Genomic DNA, 26,974 nt, shown 5'->3' with positions numbered 1-26,974 from the left:
TGACCGCCTAGACGCATCATTTTCTGAACCAAAGGGAATCACTCTTCGGACCAGGACCACACATTTCGAGAGAGGAAGCTCACCAGCCACCCAACAGAACTAAGCAGCATAAGATTAACGTGGAGTACACAGCATCAAGATAAGCAAGCTACCGGTTCAACAATGAACCCAACAACCCTGAATGAACTAAAACCACCAGTTCATCTGCCCAAACTGCCCAGTCCCGCCCATGACCTCTGGGCAACCATGAGGTCCCTGCCGACAAGGACCCCAAAGTATTTCGCCCAGTGTGGCCCATAAAAAAAATAAAAAATAATATATATATATATCCCTATGGTGTAAAGAAAGGATGTACAGATCAAAGCGCGTGGGCGTAAGGTGTTTCTCTCTCTGGCAAGGGGTTCAAGCCTGCCCAGGGGGTATGGGCGATCGTAGGCAAATGATCCAAAGCCTTGTCTGGTAAAGACCTGTAGCCTGTAGGCACCTAAAACCTTTGTATGAAAGGATGGAACTCCCTCTTTACGCTTCTGAATGCATTGCCCCTTTTCTAGAAAAGGGGGGCATCTTTCTGTATATCCACAGTCCATTTGGCAATTCTACCTCTCTATTTCCGTTGTTCAGTCTATGTGTTAATGAAACTATACTGTCACCTATTACGTATAGAAGTAAAAATCAAATGGCATTTTTAGTCGAATGGGGGAATTTGTGATTGCGTCTGATCATAGAAGATATTGTCAAAGAATTTGACGGAAAAAAGGTACTCAAGGGAGCTGGATATACCTTTGAGAAAGGAAAAATTTACGGTCTGCTGGGCCGGAACGGCGCAGGCAAAACGACGTTGTTCAACTGCTTGAGCGGAGAGATGGCCATGGACGGAGGGAAAGCGTTATTGGAGGAGAATGGACATGTTCGGGAGTTGAGCGAGCAGGATATTGGGTATGTCTATTCACTGCCGATTCTGCCTGAGTTCCTGACTGGCTATGAATTCGTAAAGTTTTTTATGGATATTAACCGTGATAAGCTGCGAATGGATCAAAGCATAGACGATTATTTTGACATGATGAGTATGTCAGAGGAGGATAGGCACCGGCTCATTAAGGGTTACTCTCACGGGATGAAGAACAAGCTACAGATGCTATTGTTCCTCATTACGAAACCGCTCGTGATTTTACTCGATGAGCCGCTTACCTCTTTTGATATCATCGTAGCGCTAGAGATGAAGGAGATGTTGCGGGAGATGAAACAGAATCATATTCTGGTGTTCTCCACGCACATACTGCAATTGGCCTCCGATCTATGCGATGAGTTGGTCGTGTTGAACAACGGACGGTTGGCTGCTGTACCGACAGAGCTGTTGCATAGCGTGGAATTTGAACAAAACATTATTAACTTGCTGAAGGATGAGAGCCATGCTGAGAACTCTTAATACGCTTCTTGCCATGCGGACATCCATTGCAGCGAATCTTTTCATTTATTACATCCAGAAGCTACCGTTGATTGGCAAGCATGTAACGGATAGTATTTACTCCAATTTAAACTTGAAAAAGGCCGTTTCCGTTATCGTATTTCTTATAAGTTTACTATGGGGATTTGTAATTAGGCTAGCTTATGTGGGTCTGCTTATCTACTTGCCTGTAGTCGGGTTAGGTAAAGAGCTCTCTGCGGAAGATCAGCTTCAGCATTTTGTACATATTTATTTTCTAATCAGCTTTGTGATCGCAGGTGTCAGTAGCGCCACCATATTGGAGCCGAAACGGGAAAAGTACGTAGCTGTGAAGCTAATGAGACAGTCTCCTACAAGATATATGAAGGCTACTCTTGGTTACCGTTATGTTACGTTCATGGTCTATTTATTGCCTGCGATGCTTCTATTCGCCTCATTGCTAGGAGCCTCCATCACAGAGACTATCTTCTTGGTGGCGTCTGTTACCTTGTGGAGGACTCTAATGGAGTATATGCATCTTAAGCTCTTTGACAAAACGGGCATGGTCTTGATAAAAAATAACGTGATAGTCTGGATCGTCATCGGGCTTGGCTATGCAGCCGCTTATCTACCGCTACTGTTCGACCTGGTACCGGTAACCTCGACGCTTCTGCTAAGCCTGCCTGTCTATCTTGTTCTCGTGGTTGGCGGTATCTTCGCCGCTGTTCGACTTGCCCGTTATTCCGATTACAGGGGGGCCGTCGATGCCGCAACCAAGAGGGATGATCCCCTGTTGGATCTAGGGCGTATGATGTCGGAGGCGCAGAAAACGAGTGTGAAATCGAAAGAAAGCGACTATACCTTGAATGGGAAGCATCAGGAAAATATCGGAACAAAGGAAGGTTACGGATATCTGAACGTTCTGTTCTTCTCCAGGCATCGCAGTTTTATTAACAAGCCGGTATACATGAGAATGGCCATTATAGGCGCATTTGGTGCGGTGGGAATGGCAGTCGTTATGATGCTATCACAGAGAGAAGAATTCCTAGTACCGAATCTGGGAGTTATTTTTCCCTTCCTAGTTACGGCTATGTATTTCTTGTCCGTGGGAGAAAAGATGTGCAGAGCTATGTTCTATAACTGTGATCTCAGTTTGTTGCGGTATAGCTTCTATCGAGCTGCATCTTTCGAGCACTTTCGGATTCGACTTATTAAAATAATGCTCCTCAATCTAAGGATTGCAACAACTCTAGCTACGGCATTAACAGCTATTATGTTAGCTGCGAGCGGAGAATGGTTAAGCAAAGAGCTACTCATGATGTGGGTGTGCATACTCTCGTTGTCCGTATTTTTTTCCATTCATCATCTATTTATGTATTATATCTTTCAGCCTTATGCTACCGAATTGAATCTGAAGAATCCGCTGTATTATGTTATAACCATGTTAGTATCGTTCGCAAGCGGTATTAGCATTATCGTACGAGCGCCAGCAGATATTTTTACTGCCATTGTGGTTACTCTTACGCTGGTTTACTTACTCATTTCGCTTATTCTCGTTCGAAAATACGGAAGCCGTACATTCCGAGTGAAATAAAGAGTGAAATAAAGAGTGAATTAGATAGGGAACATCTTGAACTGATAACGGTTGAATCCATAATTCTGGCTGGGGATGTTTGAAATGTTTATAAAATTTCATCATATGAAAAATTCATAATAGTTAACAATAATTATCTAGTCACATTCCATAAACGCATCATCTCAATGTATCTACACTGAAAAAGATCAAATCATAAACCCAATAATAGAAAAATACAACAGGAAATAGAGAGTAGACCCCTTCCTATGGGGTTCTAATCTCTACACATAGCCAAGTGGATTACATGCCAATCGACCGTTGACGAGATCTTGTAACCCTTACTCTTTCCCCGTCGCCACTGGATTCTCCTCATAACTAATCCAATCACTCCAGCTGTCAGTCTCCTCGACTGCTAGACAAATTAACTCCAAAATAGACGCAGCCTTTTTGGAGAACGTTCGCCTAATGATCAAGCTTAAAATCATGACAGGGACAGGTGCGGATACGTTCGATCCGAAAGGTGCAACGACACGAGCACAGGTAGCAGTCGTATTCATCAGGTTGCTGCAAGTGGCTGGATGGATAGATTGAAATATTGCGTCTATAGGAGATTGGGATTCATTGCGTTAGACATTCGGTTGATCTACCGTTGAATCAAATGCCAGATGGATATCGTTGTTGACTTAATTATCATGGGGGCCGGGGGCACACCTTGCAGGTGGGCTTACCCGACCTTCTTTTGTATACACGGAGATGATTGCTATTTGGGCTGGTTCAACCAGCTCGGTAAGTACTTACAGGGTTGTGTTGTTGACTCGATGTTGACTCCGAACATAGAAAAACACATCGCCGGGGCAGATAAGCCACATGGCGATGTATTCAACATCGATACACTGCTATACGTCTTTGGGCGCTTCCTCATTACCTATAGCCACCGCATTCCCCTCATAACTAATCCAATCACTCCAACTTCCCCCATACAGCTTCACTTGGTTGTAACCCGCTTCATAGAGCCCAAGGATGTTCGGGCAGGCGGTTACGCCTGAGCCACAGTAGACTATGATTTCTTGGTCACGAGGAATGTCTTCGAAATGTTGGTTTAGTAGAGCACCTTTTTTCCAAAGGCCTTGTTCGTCTTTGAGCTCTTTCCAGAACTTATTTATGGCTCCTGGAATGTGGCCAGCAACGGAATCAATAGGTTCCTCTAGTCCAAGATAGCGTGCAGGTTCTCTGGAATCTAATAGAATAGAGTTACGTTGAATAGATGATTGTCGCACACCTTCAACATCTATTAACATGTCAGATTTTATTTCAGGAATGTAGGATTGAGGTATACGAATAGGCTGATCTGTCTTGACAGGGTAACCTGAATTTTTCCAGTCTGAGAATCCTTCGTTCAAGATATATATATCAGCATGACCTAGATATCTCATTAGCCACCATAATCTTGAAGCCATGGCGCCGCCTTGATCATCATAGGCAACGATGCGTACTTCATTGGATATTCCTAATTGTTCGAGACGCTTCACTAAGCGATCTGGATCAGGTAGGGGGTGTCTACCTCCGTGTTCTGTTACTTGTGCTGATAGATCCTTTTCCAAGTCCATATAAACAGCACCTGGGATATGCTCTTCTTCATATGCCGTGCTTCCTGCATCAGGCTGTCCCATCATAAATCTACAATCTACAATGACAAGATCTGGTTCGTACAAGCGAGCAAGTAACCACTGTTTCGAGATTATTGAAGTCATTATATGTTGCTCCTTTATACATTCTATTATGGATAATATTATACATGAGTATCACATGGTTCGGTATATTGATTCACTAGAACGAGCGTTAGCACGGGAATCCCTTCAAAGGTCACTGATACGACAAAACTTGACGTTAGAATCGTTATTATATATAGTTTTTATAAAACCGTTTTATTAAAACTAATATGCTAGAAGATCCTTTTCTAGGGAGGAATGATTATGATGTATGAACTTTTTGTTCTATCTCTTTTGATGCATTTCCCGTTACATGCATATCTGATTGCCAAGATCATTAGCCCTTGGGAGAATATTAGTAGAGGAACTCTTTCAACTCTGTTGACCAAGTTAGAAAAAACAGGGCTTATTACAGATGCTGATCCAGTTAATGTTCCTTTCCCAACAGATCGTCCTTCTCGTACTTTCGCAATCACAGCTAAAGGACGTGAGCGCTTCTTTCAGCTTATGATGGATACGATTTCTAATCCCGGTACGTATCAGAAGATTTTCCACATCAAGTCTGCGCATCTAGAGTTTTTACGTCCAGAAGACCAACTCTACTTGGTAAACCATTATCTGGAGTACTGCCACACATCCATTCGGAAACTTCTTAATCAGGTAAACAATTTTGAAAATAATCCCGAACCAGCTAAAGGAATACCCGGCATGCAATTCTATGAGACAACACATGACCTCATGAATGTCCGTATAGAGCAAATGCAGCTCGAAGTCGCTTGGGCACAGCGTCTCCGTGAACGAATCGTTTTACGCACGGAGACTAAATAACATATTAGGAACAAGGTGACCTATGGAAAGCTTTCAAAGCAAGTTTGTCAAAGTTTTATTGCGAATGATCAGACTAAATAAGATGTGGAAATTAACGGGTGATGACTTAAGAAAGAGGATAGAGAAAAAGCAATTGTCAGACAGTTGTGAACCTCCGAAACAAATGAAAAAAAGATTTAATATTAGTGAAAATGAAGTGAATGGTCATTACTATTATGTAATAAAACCCTTAGATGGTATAGGTAATAAACACATTCTTTATCTTCACGGAGGAGGTTATGTTTATACGATTATGAGCCTTCATTGGGATTTTCTTAGCAGATTAGTAGATGCTTTGCAATGTACAATAACGGTACCTATTTATCCCCTAGCACCGAAATATCAATATCAAGACGTTTTTGACATGATGGTGCCTATTTATCAACAAATGATCTCAGAAGTAAAACCTGAAGATGTGGTATTTATGGGAGACTCAGCAGGAGGAGGAATAAGTTTTGCTTTAGCACAGCTTTTAAAAGAAAAGAATTTATCGCAGCCAGGGAATATCATTCTCATATCGCCGGCGTTAGATTTATCGTTTAGCAATCCTGAAATACAGGCAGTAGAAAAATATGATCCCATAGCAGCGGTACCTGCGCTCTTTGATATTGGCAAGTGGTATGGAGGAGGCAATGGATCAAAACACTATCTGGTCAGCCCCATATATGGGAGTTTTGATGGGCTTGGTAACATAAGTCTATTCACAGGAACACATGACATAACAAATCCTGATGCTAGAAAATTTAAAGCTATGGCAGATGAACAAGGGATTAATATAAACTATTATGAATATCCCTCCATGTTACATGTTTGGCCGTTGTTTTCATTTCCTGAATCAAAGAAAGCAACAGGACAAATGATTCAAATAATAAAGGGTATGAAAGTATAAGAACTTAATGGATCATTTCATGATGAATAGATAGGGGTTGCTTTAATATAATAAATAATTCGAATAATGAGTCTTATTCGAGATTTATGTGTAATAATATATATATACTTTTGAATTGGAGGACTTATATAATGGTAAAAAGCTTACAGGATACTACCACGCTTCACAATGGAGTGAAGATGCCTTGGTTTGGATTAGGTGTATTTAAAGTTGAGGATGGTACTGAAGTTGTACATGCAGTCAAGAATGCCATTAAACATGGATATCGTAGCATAGATACGGCTGCGATCTACAAAAATGAAGAAGGCGTAGGTCAAGGTATTCTTGAAGGAATTCAAGAGGCGGGTCTAACGCGCGAAGACATTTTTGTTACCTCTAAAGTATGGAATGGTGATCAAGGTTATGAATCCACACTGGCTGCTTTTGATCTCACGTTGAATAAATTGGGCTTAGAATATCTTGACTTATATCTTATTCATTGGCCTGTTAAAGCAAAGTACAAAGATACATGGAGAGCCATTGAGAAATTATATAATGACAAACGTGTACGTGCGATTGGCGTTAGTAACTTCCATGTCCACCATCTAGAGGACCTATTACAAGAAGCTGTCATTGTACCTATGGTGAATCAGGTTGAATATCATCCTCGTCTAGCTCAGCTTGAGTTACGTTCTTTTTGCAAAGAAAAGGGTATCCAGCTAGAAGCTTGGTCTCCACTCATGCAGGGTAAATTGCTAGATCATCCTGTGCTTATGGAGATTGCCAACAAACAGGGTAGATCTGTTGCTCAGGTTATTCTTCGTTGGGACATACAGAATGGATTCATAACGATTCCGAAATCCGTTAAAGAAGAGCGAATCATTGAGAACGCAAATATTTTTGATTTCGAGCTTTCACCGGAAGATATGAAACGAATTGATGCATTGAATGATAATACACGGGTGGGTTCAGACCCTGATAATTTTAATTTCTAACTACAGAAAGTCATTAACAAAGTGAAGAAAGACAGGCTGACGCTGATGAAGCGGCCTGTCTTTTTGTTACGGAAGAACTTGCACACTTCCTATTGTATACCATAATATTAAGACACTAACGCTGTAACGGACTATATTAAAGATTACATCAGGAGGTGTACTATGACATACCATGTGGAGGTACAATTTAATCCTATTCACGAGTTGATGAACAGCCTACATACGTTTATTTGTAAAAAATCTTATAAAAAAATTGACTTAGGCTCAGCATGGGCAAAGGAAACGGAGAGTCAGTTGAGTGCTAAACTTTCCTCTCAGCTGGAGGAAACGGAATTAAATAACGATTGGAAAATGATATACTTGCTTATTCATTTGTGTCCACACAAAGAGAGTATAGAAAGTGTTCTAAAATGGATTGAGGGACTCTCAGTAGGTGAGATCTATGAATCTCTTTCTGATTATGTGAAGACGTTTCCGAGTCATATGAATGATTATCGTAACCGAATCATTTTTCTTCTATCCGAATGGAATCTTCAGTATTTCAGTCGATGTAAACCTACCATGATGGATGCACTACACAAGCACGCCAATGATAAAAAGATTGAATTAGCACAAAGTCCAAATAATTTGTCGGAGTTTGTGAATACAACAACAAATGGTTTCTATTTTGTCCCTGTAGAAGGATTAGAGACACTGGTGTTAGTACCCCAGTATCATTTTCAACCTGCGAATATCGTGTACTTTTATGGGAAATTAACATTATGTCATTATGCATCCAGAATATCACTTGGGGATGAGAATGATATTTCCCCCTATATGTATCGAGCGATCCGAAGTTTAGGGGAAAAGAGTAGGTTGAAGATATTGCAATCACTTCATGGTGAGCGCAAAACCTTTACCGAAATTGTGAAAAATGCGGGGATATCTAAAGGCATTGTTCATGATCATATTTTTAATCTTCGTTGTTCGGGTTTACTCCATGCGTATATCGAAGGGGAGAATGTAACGGATTACAGTCTACGACTGGAAGGTATACGTCATATGAATAACCAGATTTTTGATTATTTACAGACCTAACAATAAATTATAGTAAACATTGAGCCATGCGCACTCTATAGGAGTGAATAGGGCTCTTTTTTCGGTTAAATATCATATATTTCTCTGTGTAGAGAAATAATTACAAGTTCTCCCTTTACAGAACTTCATTTGCTTTCTATAATATACCTTATCGGTCGTTATTCACACTTAACTGATCGGAATTATAGTTTAAAGAAATAGTTCCAAAAATTAGAGGGATACGGGGATGAAACCATGAAAAAAGGAATTTATTTATTAACGTCGTTGTTTATTGTTAGTTCAATGTTGGTGACTGCTTGTTCGAATAAAGATAGCAGTAGCAACTCTACAAGCAACAATAAGTCAGCAACGACAACAGCGGTTAATAATAGTACGGATACGCCTGCAACTTCTACTGGAGGGCTGACCGAACCTTTCACAGCGACAGACTTATCGAAACTTCCTGCTGTAGCACAAAAACGTACCGATACCATTATTGTTGGACTAACGGACCCCAGTGGCGCATTCACGCCTTATTTTCAACAAAGTGGGTATGACGGAAATGTATCCTCCTTACTCTATGCATCTCTTGTTAATGTGGACGATAAGGGTCTTCCCGTTCCTGATCTTGCAGAGAGTTGGGATGTATCAGAGGATGCACTCACCTATACTTTCCACCTCAGAAGTGACTTGAAATTCAGTGATGGATCTCCACTAACGGCAGATGATGTAGCTTTTACTTGGACGATTCTACACGATAAGGCGTATGACGGAGATTCTCAGGTGCTCACTTTACATGTTGCAGGCGGAGCAGACTATAAAGAGGGCAAAGCTACAACAATTGAAGGCATTAAAATTATAGACCCACAGACCCTTTCGGTTACGTTAGAGAAGCCCAATGCCACGGCCTTAGTGACGCTTGGTTCAAATGTGTTGTCTAAAGCTTATTATGGTAAGGATTATCAATTCGGTCAGTTAGATTACATCAAGAAGCTTCACGAGAAGCCTGTAGGTAACGGTCCTTATAAGCTAGAGAAGTTTATTCCAGGTCAAGAGGTTCGGTTCGTAGCTAATGAATATTATTACAAAGGAAAGCCCGCAACTGAACACTTCATATATAAAACGACGGAGGGTGACGTTTGGCAGTTCGTTGAGACTGGGGAAGTTGATTATGCCTCATTCAGTGCCACCCAAGAAAATATCGACAAGTTAAAGGGACTAGGATTTGTCAATGTTATTCCATATACACCAAGCTCATACGGGTATTTACAAGCAAACTTAGAACATGAACAGCTTAAGGATAAAGCGGTTAGGCAGGCTATTACATATGGTCTTGATCGCCAAAGTATTTTTGTGGACGCTAACCAAGGTGCAGGTTCCATTGCGAATATTCCGGCTTCCCCGATATCTTGGTCCTACACGGAAGAAGGCATTAATCCATACAACTATGATCCTGAGAAAGCAAAGGAGCTGCTTGATGGAGCAGGTTGGGTCGTTGGAGCAGGAGGCATTCGTGAGAAGAATGGTACACCTTTATCCATTCACTTCCTAGGTTCCAAGAGTAAGAATACGGATATATTTATCGCTGTAGCGAAGGAGAATTTCGAAGCGATAGGCATAAAGTTTGAACCCGAAGTATTCGCAGACTTTAACTCTCTAGTATCCAAAGTTGAAGGTGGGGACTACGACCTCGTATCATTCTCTACTCCAATGCTTACTGATCCATCGGATGGTCTCCTTCAATTCATTGACGGAGAAATTAAAGGCTATAACAACCCTAAATTCAAAGAGTTATATGACAAAGGATTGGCTACGACAGATATCGAGGACCGTAAAAAAGTGTACAAAGAAATATACCAACTCCTAAATGATGAGCTACCGGTTATTTTTACAAATTATAAGAAAACCGTGTATGCATACAATGGCCGGATTGAGAATGTCACTGTAAGTCCCTTCATTGGACTTGCGGGCAGCCTACCCAAATGGTCTCTAAAGTAGAAAATAGGTATCCCTTGTCTTTATGGCAGGGGATACCATCATAAGGAGTCGATCATGAGCACTTATTTATCGAAAAGATTGATGTATATGTTCGTTATTTTGTTTGCTGCTTCTTTACTCATATTTTGTCTTTATGCCATGACACCAGGTGACTTCATTAGTGGAAATATTAAGTTAACACCTGAACGTAAAGCAGAGCTGAGAGAAATTTATGGGTTGAATAAACCTCTGTTAGAGCGATATGGACTATGGATGTCTAATGCCTTTCATGGTGATTTTGGATTTTCGCTGGCACAGCAAAAACCGGTTCTTCAGCTATTTAACGAATATATTTGGAATTCATTTTTGTTAGCTGCGGTATCCACTTTTCTAACTTGGGTCATTGCCGTTGTTGTGGGCGTTATTTCTGCCTATAAGCAATACTCTTGGTTCGATACATTGGTTATGGTGGCCATCTTCGCTGCGATGTCTATCCCATCTTTCTTTATTGGTTTATTTCTCATTAAAATATTAGCAGTTGATCTGAAATGGCTACCTCCAGGCGGCATACTTACTACCGGGAGTAACGCCACAGGTATAGCTTATCTGAAGGAAGTCATTCACCATATGACACTTCCAGTTGTTGTCATGACACTGCTCGGCGTAGGTTCATTGACTCGGTACTTCCGCAGTAACATGATCGATGTCATTAAACAAGATTATATACGTACAGCTCGGGCGAAAGGGCTTAAGGAAAGCAAGGTGCTATTCACTCATGCGCTACGTAATGCGCTTCTGCCGGCTATTACACTGGTTGGATTCGAGCTTCCAGCACTCTTTGGAGGATCGCTTATTATAGAGAAAATATTTAATTGGCCAGGAATTGGACAGCTCTATATGCAATCATTTGCATTAAGGGACTACCCATTGCTGATGGGATTCACGATGTTTATTGCTATTCTGACCGTCCTCGGAACGCTATTATCGGACATTCTGTACCATGTAGCCGATCCGCGTGTCCGATTACAGTGAGGAGGAGTAGCTATGATAACTACCGATAATAAAATGATGAAATCCCAACTGACAAAAGCTTCATCCATGAAATCTTCATTGTTCAGACAATCGATACGAAAGTTACTCAAGAATAAGCTGGCTGTATCTGGTTTTGTCGTCGTGATTATGATGTTCGTGGCTTGTTTCATAGGTCCGATATTCTCACCTTACACAGATAACAAAATCAATATGGCTATGATGAATAAAGCCCCTCATTTGAAACATTGGCTTGGCACAGATGCATTAGGGCGAGATGTGTTGACACGTGTGTTACAGGCTGGGCGAATATCTCTAACTGTAGGTCTAGCATCTATGATGCTCTCGGTATTTATCGGTTCTTTGCTTGGGGCTATAGCTGGATATTATCGGGGGATTGTGGATCAGATTATTATGCGGATAGCAGACCTATTGTTGACCATTCCGAGCCTGCCGCTACTGTTCATATTCGGTGCATTATTATCAGAATGGAAAATCCCAACGGATTATCGTATGTACATCGTTATGCTGATGCTAAGTTTCGTGGGTTGGCCCGGTCTAGCACGGATGGTAAGGGGGCAGATGCTTAGTCTTCGTGAACGTGAATTTATGCAAGCTGCCATCGTGCTTGGTTTACGTGACCGTCGTAAGCTGTTCAATCATTTGCTACCGAATATCGTACCGTTATTAATCGTTATTGCGACCCTCAATATAGGGGGGGCAATTCTTAGTGAATCGGTCCTTAGCTTTTTCGGTCTTGGCGTTATGCCTCCCACGCCAACATGGGGAAATATGATTGATGCCGCAAACAATATGATTGATTTCCAAGAACGTCCATGGCTGTGGATACCACCAGGTTTTTCGATATTTGCCACGGTTATTGCCATTAACATATTCGGAGATGGTCTTCGAGACGTACTCGATCCTAAACAGAAGAGGTAGGTGATATACATCTCATGGACCCATTAATTCATATCGATCACCTCAGTACGTATTTTTATACTGAAGAAGGTGCTGTTAAAGCGGTTGATGATGTGAGCTTTCGTGTGCACGCTGGAGAGACAGTATGTATTGTAGGTGAATCAGGTTGCGGTAAAAGCGTAACCGCAATGTCTATTATGGGACTGGTAGAGGAGCCAGGGGGTAAGGTTGTCGCTGGAAAAATAGATTTCGGTGGAGAAGATCTGCTCCAGCAGGATAAAAATAGTCTGCGAAGTATTCGTGGGAATGAGATCGCTATGATTTTTCAAGAACCTATGTCTTCGCTTAATCCAGTTATGAAGATTGGTGAGCAGATCATGGAGCCACTGATTATCCATCTGAAGATGAATAAGAAGGCGGCGCGTGCTCGGGCGATTGAATTAATAGAACAGGTGGGAATTTCCCGAGCAGAGCAAATTGCTGAAGCTTATCCCCATGAACTCAGCGGAGGGATGTTGCAACGGATTATGATCGCCATCTCGATTTCCTGTAATCCTAAGCTATTGATCGCAGATGAACCAACCACAGCGCTTGATGTGACGATACAAGCTCAGATTCTCGATATGCTGCGTGATTTTAAAGCAAACTCCGATATGTCTATTCTTCTCATTACACATGATCTGGGTGTCGTTGCTGAAATGGCTGATTACGTGATCGTCATGTATTCTGGAAAAATCGTAGAAGAGGGTGAGGTTGTAGAGTTATTCGAACGACCCAAGCATCCCTATACTAAGGGGCTTCTGAAATCTAAACCTATCATTAATCAACGATTAGAAGAGTTATATTCTATCCCCGGGCAGGTGCCGAACCCGCTTGATTTACAAGAATCTTGCTATTTCCATGATCGCTGTGAGCACTGTATGTCGATTTGTCAGACGAAACAGCCGAAGTTACAAGAAGTAGGCAATCAGCAAAAAGTGGCTTGCTGGCTCTATGAGGAGGCGGTTATTCATGCCTGAAGCTTTACTTGAAGTCAACCATTTAAAGAAATACTTCCCGATCACCAAAGGATTGTTCAACCGTACTGTTGGTCATGTTAAAGCAGTAGATGATATCAGTATTACGCTTCAAGCTGGTGAAACTTTTGGTTTGGTTGGTGAATCTGGAAGTGGCAAAAGTACAGTAGGGCGTACCATTTTACGTCTTACCGACAAAACGGATGGAGAAATTAAGTTTAAGGGGTTAGATATACATAGTCTAAGTCCCTCTGAGCTACGTGCGATCAGACCCCAAATGCAATTGATTTTCCAAGATCCTTATAGCTCACTTAACCCCAGAGTTCGTGTCGGTGATGCTATCGGTGAAGCCTTATTGGACCACGGATTCACATCAAAAGGAGAAGTGCGTGATCAGGTATTAGATGTTCTTGCCTCTTGTGGCTTGTCCTCTTATCATATCGATCGATTCCCACATGAATTCTCGGGAGGACAACGTCAGCGGATTGGCATAGCTCGTGCGCTTGTTCTTAATCCAGCACTCATTATTGCTGATGAACCTGTATCTGCACTAGATGTATCTATTCAAGCACAAATCATTAACTTATTTAGTAAGTTACAAGAAACGCGAAAGTTAACCTATTTATTCATTTCTCATGATTTAAGTGTTGTAGAGCATTTGTGCTCCAGGATTGGTGTGATGTATCTAGGTTCTATGGTGGAGACGGCATCCAGGGATGAGCTGTTTCGAAATCCACTTCATCCCTATACCAAGGCTCTTTTATCTGCTGTACCCATCCCAATTCCGAAGTTAAAGAGAGAGCGAATGGTTCTAAAGGGGGATATTCCCAGTCCTGCTAATCCACCATCTGGCTGTAAATTCCATACTCGGTGTCCATATGCAGTGGACATTTGTAAGCAGCAGATTCCAGAGTTCCGCGAAGTAGGCAATCAACATCATGTAGCTTGTCATTTAGTGTAGTAGAAGTGAGTTTATATTTCTCGCTCAAACAAATAGACCACCCCATGTTGGGTGGTCTATTTGTACGTATAGCTAGTCAATATTATAGCCACTTTATAGCCCAGTGCTCAACAGCATTCAAGGCTCTGCCGAGTTCCATCCCTTTTCTCGTCAAAGAATACTCCGTTCGGATGGGGCGTTCAGTAATGACATTTCGAATAATGATTCCACATTCCTCAAGCTCTTTCGTACGCTCAATAAGCATTCGTTTGCTTAAATCAGGAATAAAAGCGTGAATTTCACTAAATCTCTTGGGTTCCTCCATTAAGGTATGAATAATTAGATTTACCCATTTCTTGCCGATTAATCGATGTACACATTCTACCCTTTCGCATAAAGGCATTAATTCTTTATGTTGTATCATCATTCCGCCTCTCCCTTAAGGTTACGATTAATTCCCGTGTCAGATAATCATTAATTTTGTGTTTGAAGTAGTTAATATTGAACTTAATATTACTATAACATAGTTAATCCTTATAAATACAGGATAGTTCTCATTCACATTTTCGACAAAATAAGTTGACGAATAAAATTCATAGCTGTAATATTGGGATTATAAACTTAAAGGGTAACTATAAGTAACCTGAATATATAGAGAGTTTTACCAGAGGAGGAATGGAAGTGGAGTCTACTTTTGTGTTGTTTGGAGCGACAGGTGATTTAGCCAAAAGAAAGATTTATCCTGCTTTATTCAATTTGTTCTTGGATCAGAAGCTGCCTGGAGCATTTTCAGTTATTGGCTTGGGAAGACGAGAGTTGTCTAATGAAGTATTTCAGAATCAAGTTCGGGAATCTTTAAAGAATTTTTCTAGACGTGCGCCTGTCGATACTGTCACTTTAAATGTATTCCTCAGTGCTTTTCAATATAGCGTATTAGACGTGAGTCGTAAAGAAGATTATAAGAAGCTCTTTCAGCATGTCGAACGAAGAGAAGAGGAATTAAGTATTCCTCAGAATCGGATGTTCTACTTATCCGTCGGTCCTGAATTTTTTGAAATTATAGCTACTAACATTAAAGAAAGCGGCTTAGGCTCAACCCAAGGTTGGAAACGTCTCATTATCGAGAAGCCATTTGGGCGTGATTTGAAGACAGCGCGTGAATTGAACGATACATTGAGTAAAACGTTTGAAGAGAATGAAATTTATCGTATAGATCATTATTTGGGCAAACATATGGTGCAGAATCTCGAAGTTCTCGAATATTCCAATCCGGTTCTAGAAGCCTTATGGAGTAATCGTTATATCGCCAATGTGCAAATTACAGCCAGCGAAACCGTAGGAGTAGAAGAACGTGCAGGGTATTATGATAAGTCGGGTGCGCTTCGTGATATGTTTCAGAATCACCTTCTGCAACTCTTGATGATGACAGCCATTCAACTTCCCAAGCATAGTACACCTGAAGAGGTGCAAAGTAAAAAGAGACAAATTATGCAATCACTTCGTCCTTTACAACCAGAGGATATTATTCATGATGTTGTTCGCGGTCAGTATACAGCAGGTGAAATTCAAGGCAAGCCAGTTGTAGGTTATACCGACGAGCTTGGAGTTGATGAAACCTCGACGAATGATACGTTCATCGCTGCTCGCTTATGGATTGATGATTCTTTCTGGAACGAAGTTCCCTTTTATATTCGTACAGGCAAAAGAATGAACGAAAAATCAACACGAATTGTCATTGAATTCAAAGAACCTCTAGATCAATATCTCAATCAAGATAAGGAGCAATCTATTCCTAATCTATTGGTACTTGAGATTGGACCGAACGAAGCGGTAACGCTACATTTGAATAGTACAGATCCTTTTAGCGATAATAATACCGAGCCTGTGCTTGTGAATTGTTATTCATCTTCGAAAGACTTGCCTGAGGCTTATGAGAACTTAATTCATGATGCTATGCGTGGAGACTCTACTTTCTTTGCACATTGGGATGAAGTTGAAATGTCTTGGAAATGGGTACAACCGATTCTGGATGCTGTTGAGATGAATAGTCTTCCACTTCATGGATACTCGGCAGGTTCTTTCGGACCAGAAGCTTCTAATATCCTTATCGGGGAAGACCGATGGTGGAGAGTAGAAGATAATCAAGCCCTAATAGAAACAAATGAACGTATAGAAAACAATAAGGTACCAGAAGAAACCATCGTAACTTCCGTAAACTAACGATTAGCTGCATACTAACAATTTTGGAGGAAATGATATGAAGGTCGGTTTAATTGGGTTAGGAAAAATGGGTTTGAATTTAGGTCAGAATTTGTTGGACCACAAACATGATGTAGTGGCATTTGATCTAAATGCACAAGCGGTCGAAGAGATTAAAAGCTACGGTGCAACAGGTACATCCAGCTTGAAAGAACTTGTTGAAGAAATGGAAAGCCCAAGAGTTCTATGGATTATGGTTCCACATAAAGTCGTAGATGCTGTAATTCTTGAGCTCTCACCTTTGTTAAATAAGGGAGATATTATCATTGAAGCTGGTAATTCGCATTACAAGGAATCGATCAAGCGTCATGATCAGCTTCAAGAAATCGGTGTTAGCTTCCTTGATGTAGGGACCTCTGGAGGTATGGAAGGTGCACGTCATGGTGCCTGTTATATGATCGGTGGAGATTCAGAAGCTTGGGATATCGTCGAGCCCATATTCCGAGATACATCTGTGGAGAATGGGTACTTATATGCAGGGAAGTCTGGCAGTGGACATTTTCTAAAAATGGTTCACAATGGAATTGAGTATGGCATGATGGCAGCAATAGGCGAAGGTTTTGAAGTATTAGAAAAAAGCGACTTTGATTATGATTTTGAAAAAGTGGCTAAAGTGTGGAATAATGGTTCTGTGATTCGTTCTTGGCTTATCGAGCTTATGGAGCATGCTTTCTCCAAAGATGCAAAACTTGATGAAATTAAAGGGATTATGCATTCTTCTGGCGAAGCGAAATGGACACTTGAGACAGCTTTTGATCTACAAACGGCTACACCTGTTATTGCCATGTCACTATTAATGCGTTATCGTTCTTTAGAGAATGATACATTTACAGGTAAAGTCGTAGCAGCATTACGTAATGAATTTGGTGGACATGCTGTAGAAATGAAATAAAGAATTCATAAAAATATGGAGGTTATTATTCATGAAATTTTTTATTGATACTGCAAACGTTGAAGATATCAAAAAAGCTTACAAAATCGGTGTTCTATCCGGTGTAACTACGAATCCTTCCTTAGTTGCTAAAGAAGGCGTAAAGTTCGAAGATCGTATTGAAGAAATTCTGAAATTAGTACCCGATGTTGAATCCGTTTCTGCTGAAGTTACTCCTGATGCATTAACTGCTGAGGATATGATTGCTGAAGCAAATGAGTTGATTAAGATTAATGGCGGAGACAAGAATATTACCATTAAAGTTCCTATGAACATTACTGGTTTAGAAACTTGTCGTTATTTGACTAAAAAAGGTGTTAAAACAAACGTTACATTAGTATTCACAGTAAACCAAGCGCTTCTAGCTGCTCGTGCAGGTGCTACTTATGTATCCCCATTCTTAGGTCGTCTGGATGACATCTCTGAAGATGGCGTATTGTTAGTATCCAAAATTGCGGAATTATTCCGTATTCACAACTTGGATTCACAAATTATTGCTGCGTCTGTACGTCACCCAGATCATGTAACGCGTGTAGCTATGGCTGGTGCGCATATTGCAACAGTTCCTTATAGTGTCATTGAACAACTAACGAAACACCCTCTAACAGATCAAGGGATGGAGAAATTTGCTGCAGATTGGGTAAAAGCTCCTAAAAACTAATTTTTATAGAATTTTTCTGGAACTTCAAAATAAATGAGATTCAGTAACAAACAACCCCAATGCCTTGCTGGCATTGGGGTTGTTTGTTACTGGAAGAGAAGCAGACCATCCTCAGATGAGGAATGGTTTATTTTTCTTTTGTTTCTTCTTGCTTATTCAATCATTTTGTAACCTAAATAGGCATTTGCTCATACGCTGATATTACAATGATTATACTGGGAGGTTCATTATATATGTATTGGGTAGCTCCATATTGGAGATCTTCATTTCAGCCAGTCTGGTCAGTAACTCCGTCTCAAGCACTAGATTTAATGAAAGAAGCCGTGCAAGGAGAACGAAACGACGAATTGTTCTATGATGAACTTATCCGACTTGCCCCTAACTCCGAACAAGCCAATATCATTGTATCAATACGTGACGATGAACGTGGTCATAATCATATGTTCCGAGGGATGTTTAAGGAGATTACTGGTCAGGAAATTACGGGCATTAGCAATGAAAAATATCAGCGAGTAGAGTCCTATGTCACAGGGTTACAGCTAGCTCTTCAAGGAGAGTTGTCCGCAGTTGAGAAATACAGAAAGATGTGGTTTGGTCTACCGGTAGGTATTTATCGAGATACTGTACATGGAATTATTTTAGACGAATTGAAACATGCAAGCAAATACAATTATTTGTTATCGTTAAATCGAACTAACGGTTAAGTGTTGAATAGAGCCTAATTCTGCAGCTCATCCTCTGATGAGGAACGAGCTGTTTTTTGTTTTTTTATCACTTGTACTATCTTAGATTTTTTAAAGAAAATGATATATTGCATACATAAAGGCTAGAGTGCAATCAATAGCCTTAGATTATTCATTGAATAGAGTAGATAGATAGTTTTAATCACGAACGAATTTAACTATAAGAGGTTTCTTCAAAAAGTCATCTATTGGTCTTGAAGCGCATGAGAATGAGTGGACAGGTTTCCGGAAAGAGGATGATACCACTGAAAAGAAATACGAGTTTAAAAAAGAAAGGTCATGTAGCTCATATAAAAATTTCGATTTTCCCATGTCCAGCGGTATTCAAAAAAAGACAAAGGATACGAAGGAAGTGTAAAAAACGAAGTTGTAAAATTCATAAGAAAAATAGGCGATTATATTATCCTATATTAACAACATCGCCAAAGCTCTACTCCACATTGCTAAGACCACGGTCACAACGATCAGTATTACGATGTAAAGTCACGCATTCATCAATAAGAAAACATACATCTAATACAATAGCCCCTCTAATAGAACCAAAAGCTAACCCAATAGATAGAGCCTATTGTAGTAGCTTTCTTATCCAAGGGGATCAGAGAAACACTATAGAATTATGGGAAGTTGGATCGGGGTCATTAGTTACCGTAGGACAAGTTTCTATATACTCTAGTCCAAGCAATACTGAAATATTAGAAGTCGTCATAAATGGTATTGAAGTAACTTCTTTGTATGCCTCCCCAGGGTGTACAACCCATTTTGTAGGGAGTGACATACAATCCATTCATATAACAGCAATTAGCCACTAAGTTTTTGTGTAGCAGGTTGTTCGATATTACCTGTACTTATATTGATAAGATAGTGGGATCATAAATAAAGGTCATCTTCTCATTGAGATTATTTCATCATATGAAAAATTCATAATAGAAGATCAAACAAACTGTTAAAAACGTAATTCTAATCTCATGCACTTGTATTGTCAATTTTTTCAATCGACAAATAGATAAAATTTATTAGCATCTTGGAATAGACAATGATAAAGTTAATCCATATTAAATCAATCGAATTATTTAATTACTCAATGACAGAGGTGAAGCTAATGACTGAAATATATCGATTGGCAACAGTTGAGGACGCCGAAAGACTACAATATATTACGTATGAGGCCTACGTAACGATTCGTGAGCTTGGACTTCAATGGCCTGCGGCAAATGCCAATATTGCACTTATTCAAGACAATGTAACAACAAATGAGTGTTATGTATTAGAGGTCGATGGAGAGATCAAGGCTACAGTTACACTTTCTAAGAAGGATAATATTAAGTTTATAACCGATCTGCCATTCATTATGTGGTTTGCGGTAGATCCTCTATCTCAAGGAACGGGTATCGGTATGAAGTTACTCACTTGGGTGGAAGAAACGATTATTCGTGACAAGCTAGGGGCTTCTGCTCTTACTTTGGCTACTGCCGAGAAGCACCCGTGGCTTCTCCCTATGTACGAGCGGAGAGGGTATGAGCGACTCAAGGCGTTTGATTCAGGTAATGGAGATGGAACGATGCATCTCCTGAAGAAGGTAGTAAACCCGGAATTACATGAAGTATATCTACGCGAAAAAGATAAAGAAAAGGAAAATCAAAAAGAGCCCCATACTATATAATAGTATGGTTAACTAGATTTGTCATAGGATTCGCTTATTAACTACGGTGACCGTTCTAAGTAGATGACAAACCCCATCCCTTGATTAGGGAATGGGGTATTCTCGTCGTCCTTATGTACTTATAATTTCTACTCTAATCGGTGTACAGTGAGTACCATTACAATCACTTTCTTGGCAAGGACAAGCCGATATCGCTATAATCAGATCCATTTCTGCTCTTAACGAAATATAGTCTCCTGCTGTAGATATAGGAGCTTTCACTTGTATATTCCCTTGGCTATCGATGACCGTATTCATGAAAAGGTTAAAAGGATAGTGCTGAGGGGGCTGCTGGATGCCGAACTCAGCAAGTGAGACGTTTAAATTATGATAACAGCTAGCATGCTCTGGTTGGTGATATAGGAAGCCGTACATTTCAGGGCGGCATGCAGAGTTGATGAAATCATGTCTGCCAACTTTGTCCTCTATTATCGTGAGCAGAGGTCTATACACATTGGAATATAGAACATCGTTAGGTTTCACATGGACAGAGCGTAATACATCCATCGTGACTGTAGGATCCAGTCTTTCGGTAGTGTTACTTGCCACAATGGCAACAAAATCAGCCACTTGTTGCCCTTCTACATCTATGACTTTAACAATCTCTCCCTGTTTAATCCTAAATCCTCTTCCTTCTAGTGCGGGAATGTCTATGGTTTGAACGATGTGTTCTTCTGTCATTACGCCCCTCCTAACGAAAGATAACAAAACAATGAATTTCTATCAGTGTGGGTAAAGCAGTATAAACTTATTCAGATGTAAATGAATGAGGGGATCTGCCTTCGACTTGTTTATCTAGATGATCATGTTTCATTCTTGAGAATGGGCACTTTGAGGGAACTTCGTTATGATCATGTAAGAAATATTGCTTCCACTCGAGATTATCCTTTTGGCCGTACCAGTTTAGAGAAGGATGTGCGGGAATACCATCATATTCTACGAGTCTACTCCTAATGGCCTTCTTCATTTTTTGTCCAAAGATAGTGGAATCATTGATTTCTTCGAAGACCCATCGGGGCTGAAAGGCGAGTAGGAAATTAGAGAAATATCGGCTTCTCCGTGCTTGATGAGCAGGGGTTGCACAAAATGAGAAGTAGGGATTGCCGTCAAAGCAAAATTCCCATGAGGGGTGTGAGGAATCAGTTGAAATATTGTTTGGCCATTCTTTGTCATCACATTGACTAACCTGACTTAATAAATTCCAAAAAAGTTCTTCATATTGTTGAACAGAATAATTATCTAGCAGAACAGAGGGGGTACGAAAGAAGATTACGAGGGATGCAAATTTACCTGTTTCTCTAGAGCATTGACCATATGTTTTAAGCATCAGAGCAAGGTCTTGGATGGCTCTATGTGATCTAGCATCTTCTATAAATCCAAATCGCAAATGATCTGCTAGAAAGCCTTGTCTTCCAGGAACACAGGGATACGTATTCAATTCATCATTAATCATGGCTCCGAATTCTTTGAAGACCTGCTGCTGCCATTCCGTTAATTCTTGAAGATGCTCATCCAGCCAGTTTTTTGTATATAGTACAGTCATATAACGTTAGAACCCCCTTCATCGGTTAGATGATATGTGTATGACGAAGGGGGGAATTAGGTGAATGTACCGGGTATAACATAAAGAATTGAGCTATACGATCTTATATAGCAAGTGGCTAGCTTTGCCGTGGATGAGCCTTCAGATATTCCAGTGCATTATACGTCATGACAGCTGCATCGGCACGAGAAATTTCTTCTTTGGGATGAAAATATCCTTTATCGTCAAGAGTGGTAATCCCCAGCGCAACTGCAATCTGGATTGTGCCGGAATAATGTGTATTTAGATCTGTTCCATCTGTAATATCGACTGGATTAATTCGAATCAGTGGGAGGTTACTATCCTTCTCTAAAGCATGAATGACGTAAGACGTAAACTCTTCTCGAGTTAACTTGTGTGCCGGATCGATATCAGCACTTAGATTTACTCCGTTAAGGATCGCAATAATGAAAGCATCGGTATACCAGGCATCGTCATGGACTTTGGTAAATAAATCACTCGCTTGTGGGGCCACATTGAAGTCAATAGCGGCAAGGCTCAGTTGAAAGCTGTTTACAATCATTTGAACGCCTTGTGCAGATGTAATGGTTGCGTTGGGTTGGAATTCATGGTCACGGATTCCTTTGATGAATCCTTTATTGTATAGGGCTTCAATTTGATCTTTCCCTTGTATATGATCCAAATCCGTAAAATGAGCTGTTGCTGCTAGACTGTGTCCCGTTAAAGATAAGGTAAGCACCGTTGCGATGGCAAGAGTAGTGAATTTATGCAGTGTTTTCATAGTATCCTCCTAAGTGAATCCATATTTTGTTGTCTTTCTAACCTTGTAGACGAGATGAAGGATAAAAGGTTGCATAAACAAATATACAAGATCAAAAGAAAGGAATACTTTTATGGAAAATTTACACAATGTAGTCCTTAAGATAATATATTGATGTTAAAATGAGGGTTGTTATACTAGTTTTCTACACATAGGAGGAATATGATGAATAAGTTTGCTAGGATCAGAGCCAAATGGCTGAAGTCGGGATTGGCATTGTCTTTAGCACTATCGCTTCAAGTGGGATTAGGCTATGAGTTTCAATCTGTTCATGCTGAAGGACCGAGCAACCCAGCACCTTACATTGCAGCAAAAGTAGTGAATGAAAATGCAGGTAAAAAGGTTCTTTTCGACAATACGCACGGACAGACAGCTGGAGCTGCTGATTGGGTTATTGACGGTGGATTTTCGGATTTTGGCAATGCACTGGCAAACGACGGTTATGATGTAAAAGAACTACGCAAGGTAACTCCAATTACTTACAGTGACTTGAGTAGCTATGCAGTATTTGTTGTTGCAGAACCGAATATTCCTTTTAAACAAAGTGAACAGGCAGCAATGAAACAGTATGTAGAAAGCGGCGGAAGCATCTTCTTTATCGGAGATCACTATAATGCAGATCGGAACAAAAACCGTTGGGATGGATCTGAATCTATTAACGGTTATCGCCGTGGTGCATGGGAAGATCCTGCAAAAGGAATGAGCACGGATGAGAGAAATTCTGCAGCCATGCAAGATGTGGTTAGCTCCGACTGGCTGGGCACAAATTTCGGTGTTCGGTTCCGCTATAATGCACTAGGTGACATAACGGCGAATCAGATCGTTGCACCGAACCAAGCATTTGGAATAACAACAGGTGTAAGCAAAATAGCGATGCATGCGGGTTCTACTCTAGCTATTACTGATCCTAGTAAGGCTAAAGGCATCGTATATCTCCCCGAAACCAATGCTGCTTGGGGAAATGCGGTGGATCAAGGTGTATATAACGGTGGAGGTATAGCTGAAGGGCCGTATGTAGCCGTATCCAAAGTAGGAATGGGGAAAGCTGCCTTCATTGGGGATTCATCACCTGTAGAGGATGTTTCTCCGAAATATTTACGTGAGGAAACAGGAACGAAGAAAACCACTTATGACGGCTTCAAAGAGCAAGATGATGCGGTGCTACTTGTGAATACGGTTAACTGGTTATCAGAACAGGAAAGTTATACAAGTCTAGATCAAGTGGCTAATTTAGAGCTTGATGCGAAGACTACATTACTTCCCTTTGAAGCTCCAACAGCTTCTACTGAGCCACAAGCAGAACCATGGTCTGCACCTGCAGCGGGTTACAAATGGTGGGATCAATCTACTTTCAAAGCTGGATCTTATGGTAGTACAACGCCTAGTACGAATGTAACATACAACTTCGTACATCAGGCTACACTTCCTAATGCGGAGGATTTCCAAATTCGTGTAGTTGTAGATCATTTGCCTGCTAATTCAACAGTGTCTGGATTTAGCACAGGAATATATGTTGCTGGAGGTAATCAAGCGGCGAAGATTCAGAATGAAGATGGAACTTGGCCCGCTGCTTATGGATACAGCGGAACGTTCAGTGTAACCGCTGATAGCCAAGGCAAGGCTTATAAAGACTTAAACGTTAGAATCAAGCCCAACACAACGGGATCAGCTAATCTTAGATTAAGACAAAATGGCAGTAATCTCTTAACGACATCTGTAACATTGGCGAACGTTCCTGCAGAACCACTACCCGATGTAGGGAATCCTAACCCAACGTTAATCACGATAGCGGAAGGTCGTAGTAAAGCAGCAGGTAGTGTCGTTACCCTTCAAGGTACGATAACGACAGAGCCAGGAGCATTTGGTGGTCAAGCTTTCTACTTAGAGGATGCAACAGGTGGTATTTATGTATACCAAAGTACAAGCGGATTTCATCAAGGAGATATTGTGAAGGTAACTGCGCCGTTGGCCCTTTATAATACGGAACTCGAACTGATTGAGCCGGTTAGCATCGTGAAGACGGGATCAGCCTCACTTCCAGTTCCGAAAAAGGTAACCACTGTGAATGATGGAAATCAAGGGCAGATTATCGAACTAAGAGATGTTTCAATTCATAATATTGTGGCGGCGGCTAGCCCCGTAGGTTCTTTTGAATTCGATGTAGTGAGTGGTACTACTAGCAATCATGTACGTGTTGATGCTAGAACAGGTTTACTTCTTACTGACTTTCCATATCACGAAGGTCAGGTAGTGAATGTGACAGGTGTGTCTTCTATATTTAAAGGAGTCTATCAGTTGAAAGTAAGAGGATTAAGCGATTTTTCGCTTAATCCTGTCACGGCAACACCTGTAACCACATCCTCATTGTCAACAGTACCTAATGCTAGCGGCTGGTTTAATCAAGACGTGGTACTTACATTAACCGTCACAGATCAGAATGCTGCTGATCAGGTCTCGACGAAATATTCAATGAATGGCGGGACTGAAGTTACATATACTGGACCGATTACCATTAACTCTGAAGGAACCAATCGAATTAATTACTTTTCTACAAGTTCAACAGGCCATTCAGAAGCTGTAAAGACTGTTGAGGTAAAGGTGGATACAACATCGCCAACCGTTACGTTAACACAATCGGGTAAAGCTGTCGGAGATGTATCGGAACTGGATGCTGTGAAGTTTGAACTCGTCAGTACAGATACACTATCTGGTGTAGCTACGCAAAAGCTATCGTTAGATGGGCAAGAAATTGAAAGTGGTCAGACGCTGAACGCTAAAGACCTTGGCTTAGGTAATCACAGTGTACAATATAGCGTTATTGATGTTGCCGGTAATTTAACAGAGAAGAGCGTTACCTTTCAGGTAAGTCGTTCTCTTGCGAATGGAGCTCCGGGTAAGCCTGTATTGTCAGATAATAATGGTCATAACACAGGCCTTACCAATGGTACCTACACGGTAACAATGAATTTGTGGTGGGGAAACAATGGCTCTGAATTCAAGTTATATGAGGATGGCGTATTAATCAGCACACGAAGCTTAACTGATTCTTCTCCATCCGCACAGACGGTAACAACGGATATTTCAAGTAAAGCGAATGGAACTTATACCTATACATGTGAATTAATCAATTCATTTGGAACGACCACCTGTAATCCACTTACTGTAGTCGTAACATCAGCAGGTCCTAGCAAACCTGTATTATCACAAGATAACTGGGACGGCGATGGAGATTACAACGTATCTATGAATATGTGGTGGGGAACGAATGGTTCAGAGTATCGACTATACGAGAATGAGGTATTAATCGAGACAAAGGATCTTATGGAGATCTCACCCAATGCTCAACGCGCTGTAACTGAACTGACAGGTAAAGCAGTCGGCACATACGAATATCGGGCTGAACTGATCAACTCTTCGGGGGTAACCTCAAGTGAGACGATTATTGTTCATGTCGTGAAGTAACAATAATGAAAAGTAACAATAATGAACTAAAGTAGAATCATACTCAACAACAATGTAACCTAAAGAGCCGTGGGGTCATGTCAATGACTTCCGCGGCTTTATTAGGTTATGGATTGTTGTTTGTGCGACGAGGCTTCATATGACAATCCGTCAGAATGGAGTACATTCTTAGACGAGCTTTTACATTTCGGAGACTACAAGCATGGGATACACTATAAAAAATCATCATATGAAAAATTCACAATAGAAATATCTAAGCCATGCAGATTCTCATCTAGATACTTAATATTTAACAGCTACTCCCCTTACTCTATATACAGCTCATCTGTATCAAGGAAACCCCTCCCCTAAAATAAACTGAATTTTGAAAACTAAATCTTCGCAGCTTTAATTACCTACTATCGTCAATAGACAGAGGGACACCTTTACCCTGGAGCATGTAATGAGGATTAGTAATGGTTATTTCATTATGTTATCCT

General features: G+C 40.7%; 23 protein-coding genes. 18 read left to right on the top strand and 5 right to left on the bottom strand.

Annotated features, from left to right (window positions below; all coding sequences use genetic code 11):
• The first annotated feature begins 709 nt into the window (after window positions 1–709).
• From UB51_RS09800 to UB51_RS27085, 3 genes are all read left to right on the top strand, one after another.
• Window positions 710–1,426, top strand: a complete 717-nt coding sequence (locus UB51_RS09800; RefSeq protein WP_044877147.1) for an ABC transporter ATP-binding protein — start codon at window positions 710–712, stop codon at window positions 1,424–1,426.
• Window positions 1,410–3,017, top strand: coding sequence for a hypothetical protein (locus UB51_RS09795; RefSeq protein WP_044877146.1), 1,608 nt, complete (start codon window positions 1,410–1,412; stop codon window positions 3,015–3,017). Before UB51_RS09800 ends, UB51_RS09795 begins: the two co-directional genes overlap by 17 nt.
• A gap of 360 nt (window positions 3,018–3,377) precedes the next feature.
• Window positions 3,378–3,590, top strand: a complete 213-nt coding sequence (locus tag UB51_RS27085; protein WP_324607778.1) for an S-layer homology domain-containing protein — start codon at window positions 3,378–3,380, stop codon at window positions 3,588–3,590.
• A gap of 305 nt (window positions 3,591–3,895) precedes the next feature.
• Here UB51_RS27085 and UB51_RS09790 read toward each other — a convergent pair whose 3' ends face one another.
• Entirely contained in the window at window positions 3,896–4,750 is an 855-nt protein-coding gene (locus UB51_RS09790) for a sulfurtransferase (protein WP_044877145.1), read from the bottom strand.
• 222 nt (window positions 4,751–4,972) lie between these two features.
• Between UB51_RS09790 and UB51_RS09785 the strand changes: the two genes are divergently transcribed.
• The 9 genes from UB51_RS09785 (at window position 4,973) to UB51_RS09745 (ending at window position 14,398) form a co-directional block, all read left to right on the top strand.
• Window positions 4,973–5,536: a PadR family transcriptional regulator gene (locus tag UB51_RS09785; RefSeq protein WP_044877144.1), complete on the top strand. Its 564-nt coding sequence runs from the start codon at window positions 4,973–4,975 to the stop codon at window positions 5,534–5,536.
• A 22-nt stretch (window positions 5,537–5,558) separates the two neighbouring features.
• On the top strand, window positions 5,559–6,464 hold the full coding sequence (locus UB51_RS09780; RefSeq protein ID WP_044877143.1) for an alpha/beta hydrolase fold domain-containing protein: 906 nt from the start codon (window positions 5,559–5,561) through the stop codon (window positions 6,462–6,464).
• 131 nt (window positions 6,465–6,595) lie between these two features.
• Window positions 6,596–7,438, top strand: coding sequence for an aldo/keto reductase (locus tag UB51_RS09775; protein ID WP_044877142.1), 843 nt, complete (start codon window positions 6,596–6,598; stop codon window positions 7,436–7,438).
• A 162-nt stretch (window positions 7,439–7,600) separates the two neighbouring features.
• The gene (locus UB51_RS09770; RefSeq protein WP_044877141.1) at window positions 7,601–8,515 is read left to right on the top strand and encodes an ArsR/SmtB family transcription factor; all 915 of its coding nucleotides are present in this window, start codon (window positions 7,601–7,603) and stop codon (window positions 8,513–8,515) included.
• Window positions 8,516–8,749: 234 nt separating this feature from the next.
• Window positions 8,750–10,492, top strand: a complete 1,743-nt coding sequence (locus UB51_RS09765) for an ABC transporter substrate-binding protein (RefSeq protein WP_044877140.1) — start codon at window positions 8,750–8,752, stop codon at window positions 10,490–10,492.
• Between the two features lie 54 nt (window positions 10,493–10,546).
• On the top strand, window positions 10,547–11,503 hold the full coding sequence (locus UB51_RS09760) for an ABC transporter permease (protein WP_044877139.1): 957 nt from the start codon (window positions 10,547–10,549) through the stop codon (window positions 11,501–11,503).
• 12 nt (window positions 11,504–11,515) lie between these two features.
• On the top strand, window positions 11,516–12,442 hold the full coding sequence (gene opp4C, locus UB51_RS09755; RefSeq protein WP_044877138.1) for an oligopeptide ABC transporter permease: 927 nt from the start codon (window positions 11,516–11,518) through the stop codon (window positions 12,440–12,442).
• A gap of 14 nt (window positions 12,443–12,456) precedes the next feature.
• The gene (locus UB51_RS09750; protein WP_044877137.1) at window positions 12,457–13,440 is read left to right on the top strand and encodes an ABC transporter ATP-binding protein; all 984 of its coding nucleotides are present in this window, start codon (window positions 12,457–12,459) and stop codon (window positions 13,438–13,440) included.
• Window positions 13,433–14,398: an ABC transporter ATP-binding protein gene (locus UB51_RS09745; RefSeq protein ID WP_044877136.1), complete on the top strand. Its 966-nt coding sequence runs from the start codon at window positions 13,433–13,435 to the stop codon at window positions 14,396–14,398. The genes UB51_RS09750 and UB51_RS09745 overlap by 8 nt, the downstream gene beginning before the upstream one ends.
• Window positions 14,399–14,480: 82 nt before the next feature.
• On the opposite strand, the gene UB51_RS09740 is transcribed toward UB51_RS09745, so the two are convergent.
• Window positions 14,481–14,801, bottom strand: a complete 321-nt coding sequence (locus UB51_RS09740) for a winged helix-turn-helix transcriptional regulator (protein WP_044877135.1) — start codon at window positions 14,799–14,801, stop codon at window positions 14,481–14,483.
• Window positions 14,802–15,058: 257 nt separating this feature from the next.
• On the opposite strand from UB51_RS09740, the gene zwf reads away from it, so the two are divergent.
• The 5 genes from zwf (at window position 15,059) to UB51_RS09715 (ending at window position 20,631) form a co-directional block, all read left to right on the top strand.
• Window positions 15,059–16,597, top strand: a complete 1,539-nt coding sequence (gene zwf / locus UB51_RS09735) for a glucose-6-phosphate dehydrogenase (protein WP_082063094.1) — start codon at window positions 15,059–15,061, stop codon at window positions 16,595–16,597.
• A 37-nt stretch (window positions 16,598–16,634) separates the two neighbouring features.
• Window positions 16,635–17,528 (top strand): phosphogluconate dehydrogenase (NAD(+)-dependent, decarboxylating), encoded by an 894-nt coding sequence (gene gnd, locus UB51_RS09730; RefSeq protein WP_044877134.1) that lies wholly within the window; start codon window positions 16,635–16,637, stop codon window positions 17,526–17,528.
• Window positions 17,529–17,559: 31 nt separating this feature from the next.
• A complete protein-coding gene (gene fsa, locus UB51_RS09725) occupies window positions 17,560–18,228 on the top strand; it encodes a fructose-6-phosphate aldolase (RefSeq protein WP_044877133.1) in 669 nt (222 codons plus the stop codon).
• Window positions 18,229–18,461: 233 nt separating this feature from the next.
• Window positions 18,462–18,932, top strand: a complete 471-nt coding sequence (locus tag UB51_RS09720) for a ferritin-like domain-containing protein (RefSeq protein WP_044877132.1) — start codon at window positions 18,462–18,464, stop codon at window positions 18,930–18,932.
• 1,138 nt (window positions 18,933–20,070) lie between these two features.
• Complete coding sequence (locus UB51_RS09715) at window positions 20,071–20,631, top strand: GNAT family N-acetyltransferase (RefSeq protein ID WP_044877131.1); 561 nt, start codon at window positions 20,071–20,073, stop codon at window positions 20,629–20,631.
• A gap of 111 nt (window positions 20,632–20,742) precedes the next feature.
• On the opposite strand, the gene UB51_RS09710 is transcribed toward UB51_RS09715, so the two are convergent.
• The 3 genes from UB51_RS09710 to UB51_RS09700 form a co-directional block, all read right to left on the bottom strand.
• Complete coding sequence (locus UB51_RS09710) at window positions 20,743–21,351, bottom strand: DUF1989 domain-containing protein (RefSeq protein ID WP_044877130.1); 609 nt, start codon at window positions 21,349–21,351, stop codon at window positions 20,743–20,745.
• Window positions 21,352–21,418: 67 nt separating this feature from the next.
• Window positions 21,419–22,213, bottom strand: a complete 795-nt coding sequence (locus tag UB51_RS09705; protein ID WP_044877129.1) for a YqcI/YcgG family protein — start codon at window positions 22,211–22,213, stop codon at window positions 21,419–21,421.
• Window positions 22,214–22,331: 118 nt separating this feature from the next.
• Entirely contained in the window at window positions 22,332–22,994 is a 663-nt protein-coding gene (locus UB51_RS09700) for an S-layer homology domain-containing protein (protein WP_044877128.1), read from the bottom strand.
• Window positions 22,995–23,198: 204 nt separating this feature from the next.
• On the opposite strand from UB51_RS09700, the gene UB51_RS09695 reads away from it, so the two are divergent.
• Window positions 23,199–26,495 (top strand): endonuclease, encoded by a 3,297-nt coding sequence (locus tag UB51_RS09695; protein ID WP_234405648.1) that lies wholly within the window; start codon window positions 23,199–23,201, stop codon window positions 26,493–26,495.
• The last annotated feature ends 479 nt before the right edge of the window (window positions 26,496–26,974 follow it).

Source organism: Paenibacillus sp. IHBB 10380 (genome assembly GCF_000949425.1).
Lineage (GTDB): Bacteria > Bacillota > Bacilli > Paenibacillales > Paenibacillaceae > Paenibacillus_AQ.
Note: the sequence above shows the minus strand (reverse complement) of the source record. Positions and strands in the feature narration are given on the sequence as shown.

Coding starts and splice junctions, on each gene's coding strand:
- UB51_RS09795 (WP_044877146.1), top strand. CDS start 1,410: ATGCTGAGAACTCTTAATACGCTTCTTGCCATGCGGACATCCATTGCA.
- UB51_RS09790 (WP_044877145.1), bottom strand. CDS start 4,750: ATGACTTCAATAATCTCGAAACAGTGGTTACTTGCTCGCTTGTACGAA.
- UB51_RS09785 (WP_044877144.1), top strand. CDS start 4,973: ATGATGTATGAACTTTTTGTTCTATCTCTTTTGATGCATTTCCCGTTA.
- UB51_RS09780 (WP_044877143.1), top strand. CDS start 5,559: ATGGAAAGCTTTCAAAGCAAGTTTGTCAAAGTTTTATTGCGAATGATC.
- UB51_RS09775 (WP_044877142.1), top strand. CDS start 6,596: ATGGTAAAAAGCTTACAGGATACTACCACGCTTCACAATGGAGTGAAG.
- UB51_RS09770 (WP_044877141.1), top strand. CDS start 7,601: ATGACATACCATGTGGAGGTACAATTTAATCCTATTCACGAGTTGATG.
- UB51_RS09765 (WP_044877140.1), top strand. CDS start 8,750: ATGAAAAAAGGAATTTATTTATTAACGTCGTTGTTTATTGTTAGTTCA.
- UB51_RS09760 (WP_044877139.1), top strand. CDS start 10,547: ATGAGCACTTATTTATCGAAAAGATTGATGTATATGTTCGTTATTTTG.
- opp4C (WP_044877138.1), top strand. CDS start 11,516: ATGATAACTACCGATAATAAAATGATGAAATCCCAACTGACAAAAGCT.
- UB51_RS09750 (WP_044877137.1), top strand. CDS start 12,457: ATGGACCCATTAATTCATATCGATCACCTCAGTACGTATTTTTATACT.
- UB51_RS09745 (WP_044877136.1), top strand. CDS start 13,433: ATGCCTGAAGCTTTACTTGAAGTCAACCATTTAAAGAAATACTTCCCG.
- UB51_RS09740 (WP_044877135.1), bottom strand. CDS start 14,801: ATGATACAACATAAAGAATTAATGCCTTTATGCGAAAGGGTAGAATGT.
- gnd (WP_044877134.1), top strand. CDS start 16,635: ATGAAGGTCGGTTTAATTGGGTTAGGAAAAATGGGTTTGAATTTAGGT.
- fsa (WP_044877133.1), top strand. CDS start 17,560: ATGAAATTTTTTATTGATACTGCAAACGTTGAAGATATCAAAAAAGCT.
- UB51_RS09720 (WP_044877132.1), top strand. CDS start 18,462: ATGTATTGGGTAGCTCCATATTGGAGATCTTCATTTCAGCCAGTCTGG.
- UB51_RS09715 (WP_044877131.1), top strand. CDS start 20,071: ATGACTGAAATATATCGATTGGCAACAGTTGAGGACGCCGAAAGACTA.
- UB51_RS09710 (WP_044877130.1), bottom strand. CDS start 21,351: ATGACAGAAGAACACATCGTTCAAACCATAGACATTCCCGCACTAGAA.
- UB51_RS09705 (WP_044877129.1), bottom strand. CDS start 22,213: ATGACTGTACTATATACAAAAAACTGGCTGGATGAGCATCTTCAAGAA.
- UB51_RS09700 (WP_044877128.1), bottom strand. CDS start 22,994: ATGAAAACACTGCATAAATTCACTACTCTTGCCATCGCAACGGTGCTT.
- UB51_RS09695 (WP_234405648.1), top strand. CDS start 23,199: ATGAATAAGTTTGCTAGGATCAGAGCCAAATGGCTGAAGTCGGGATTG.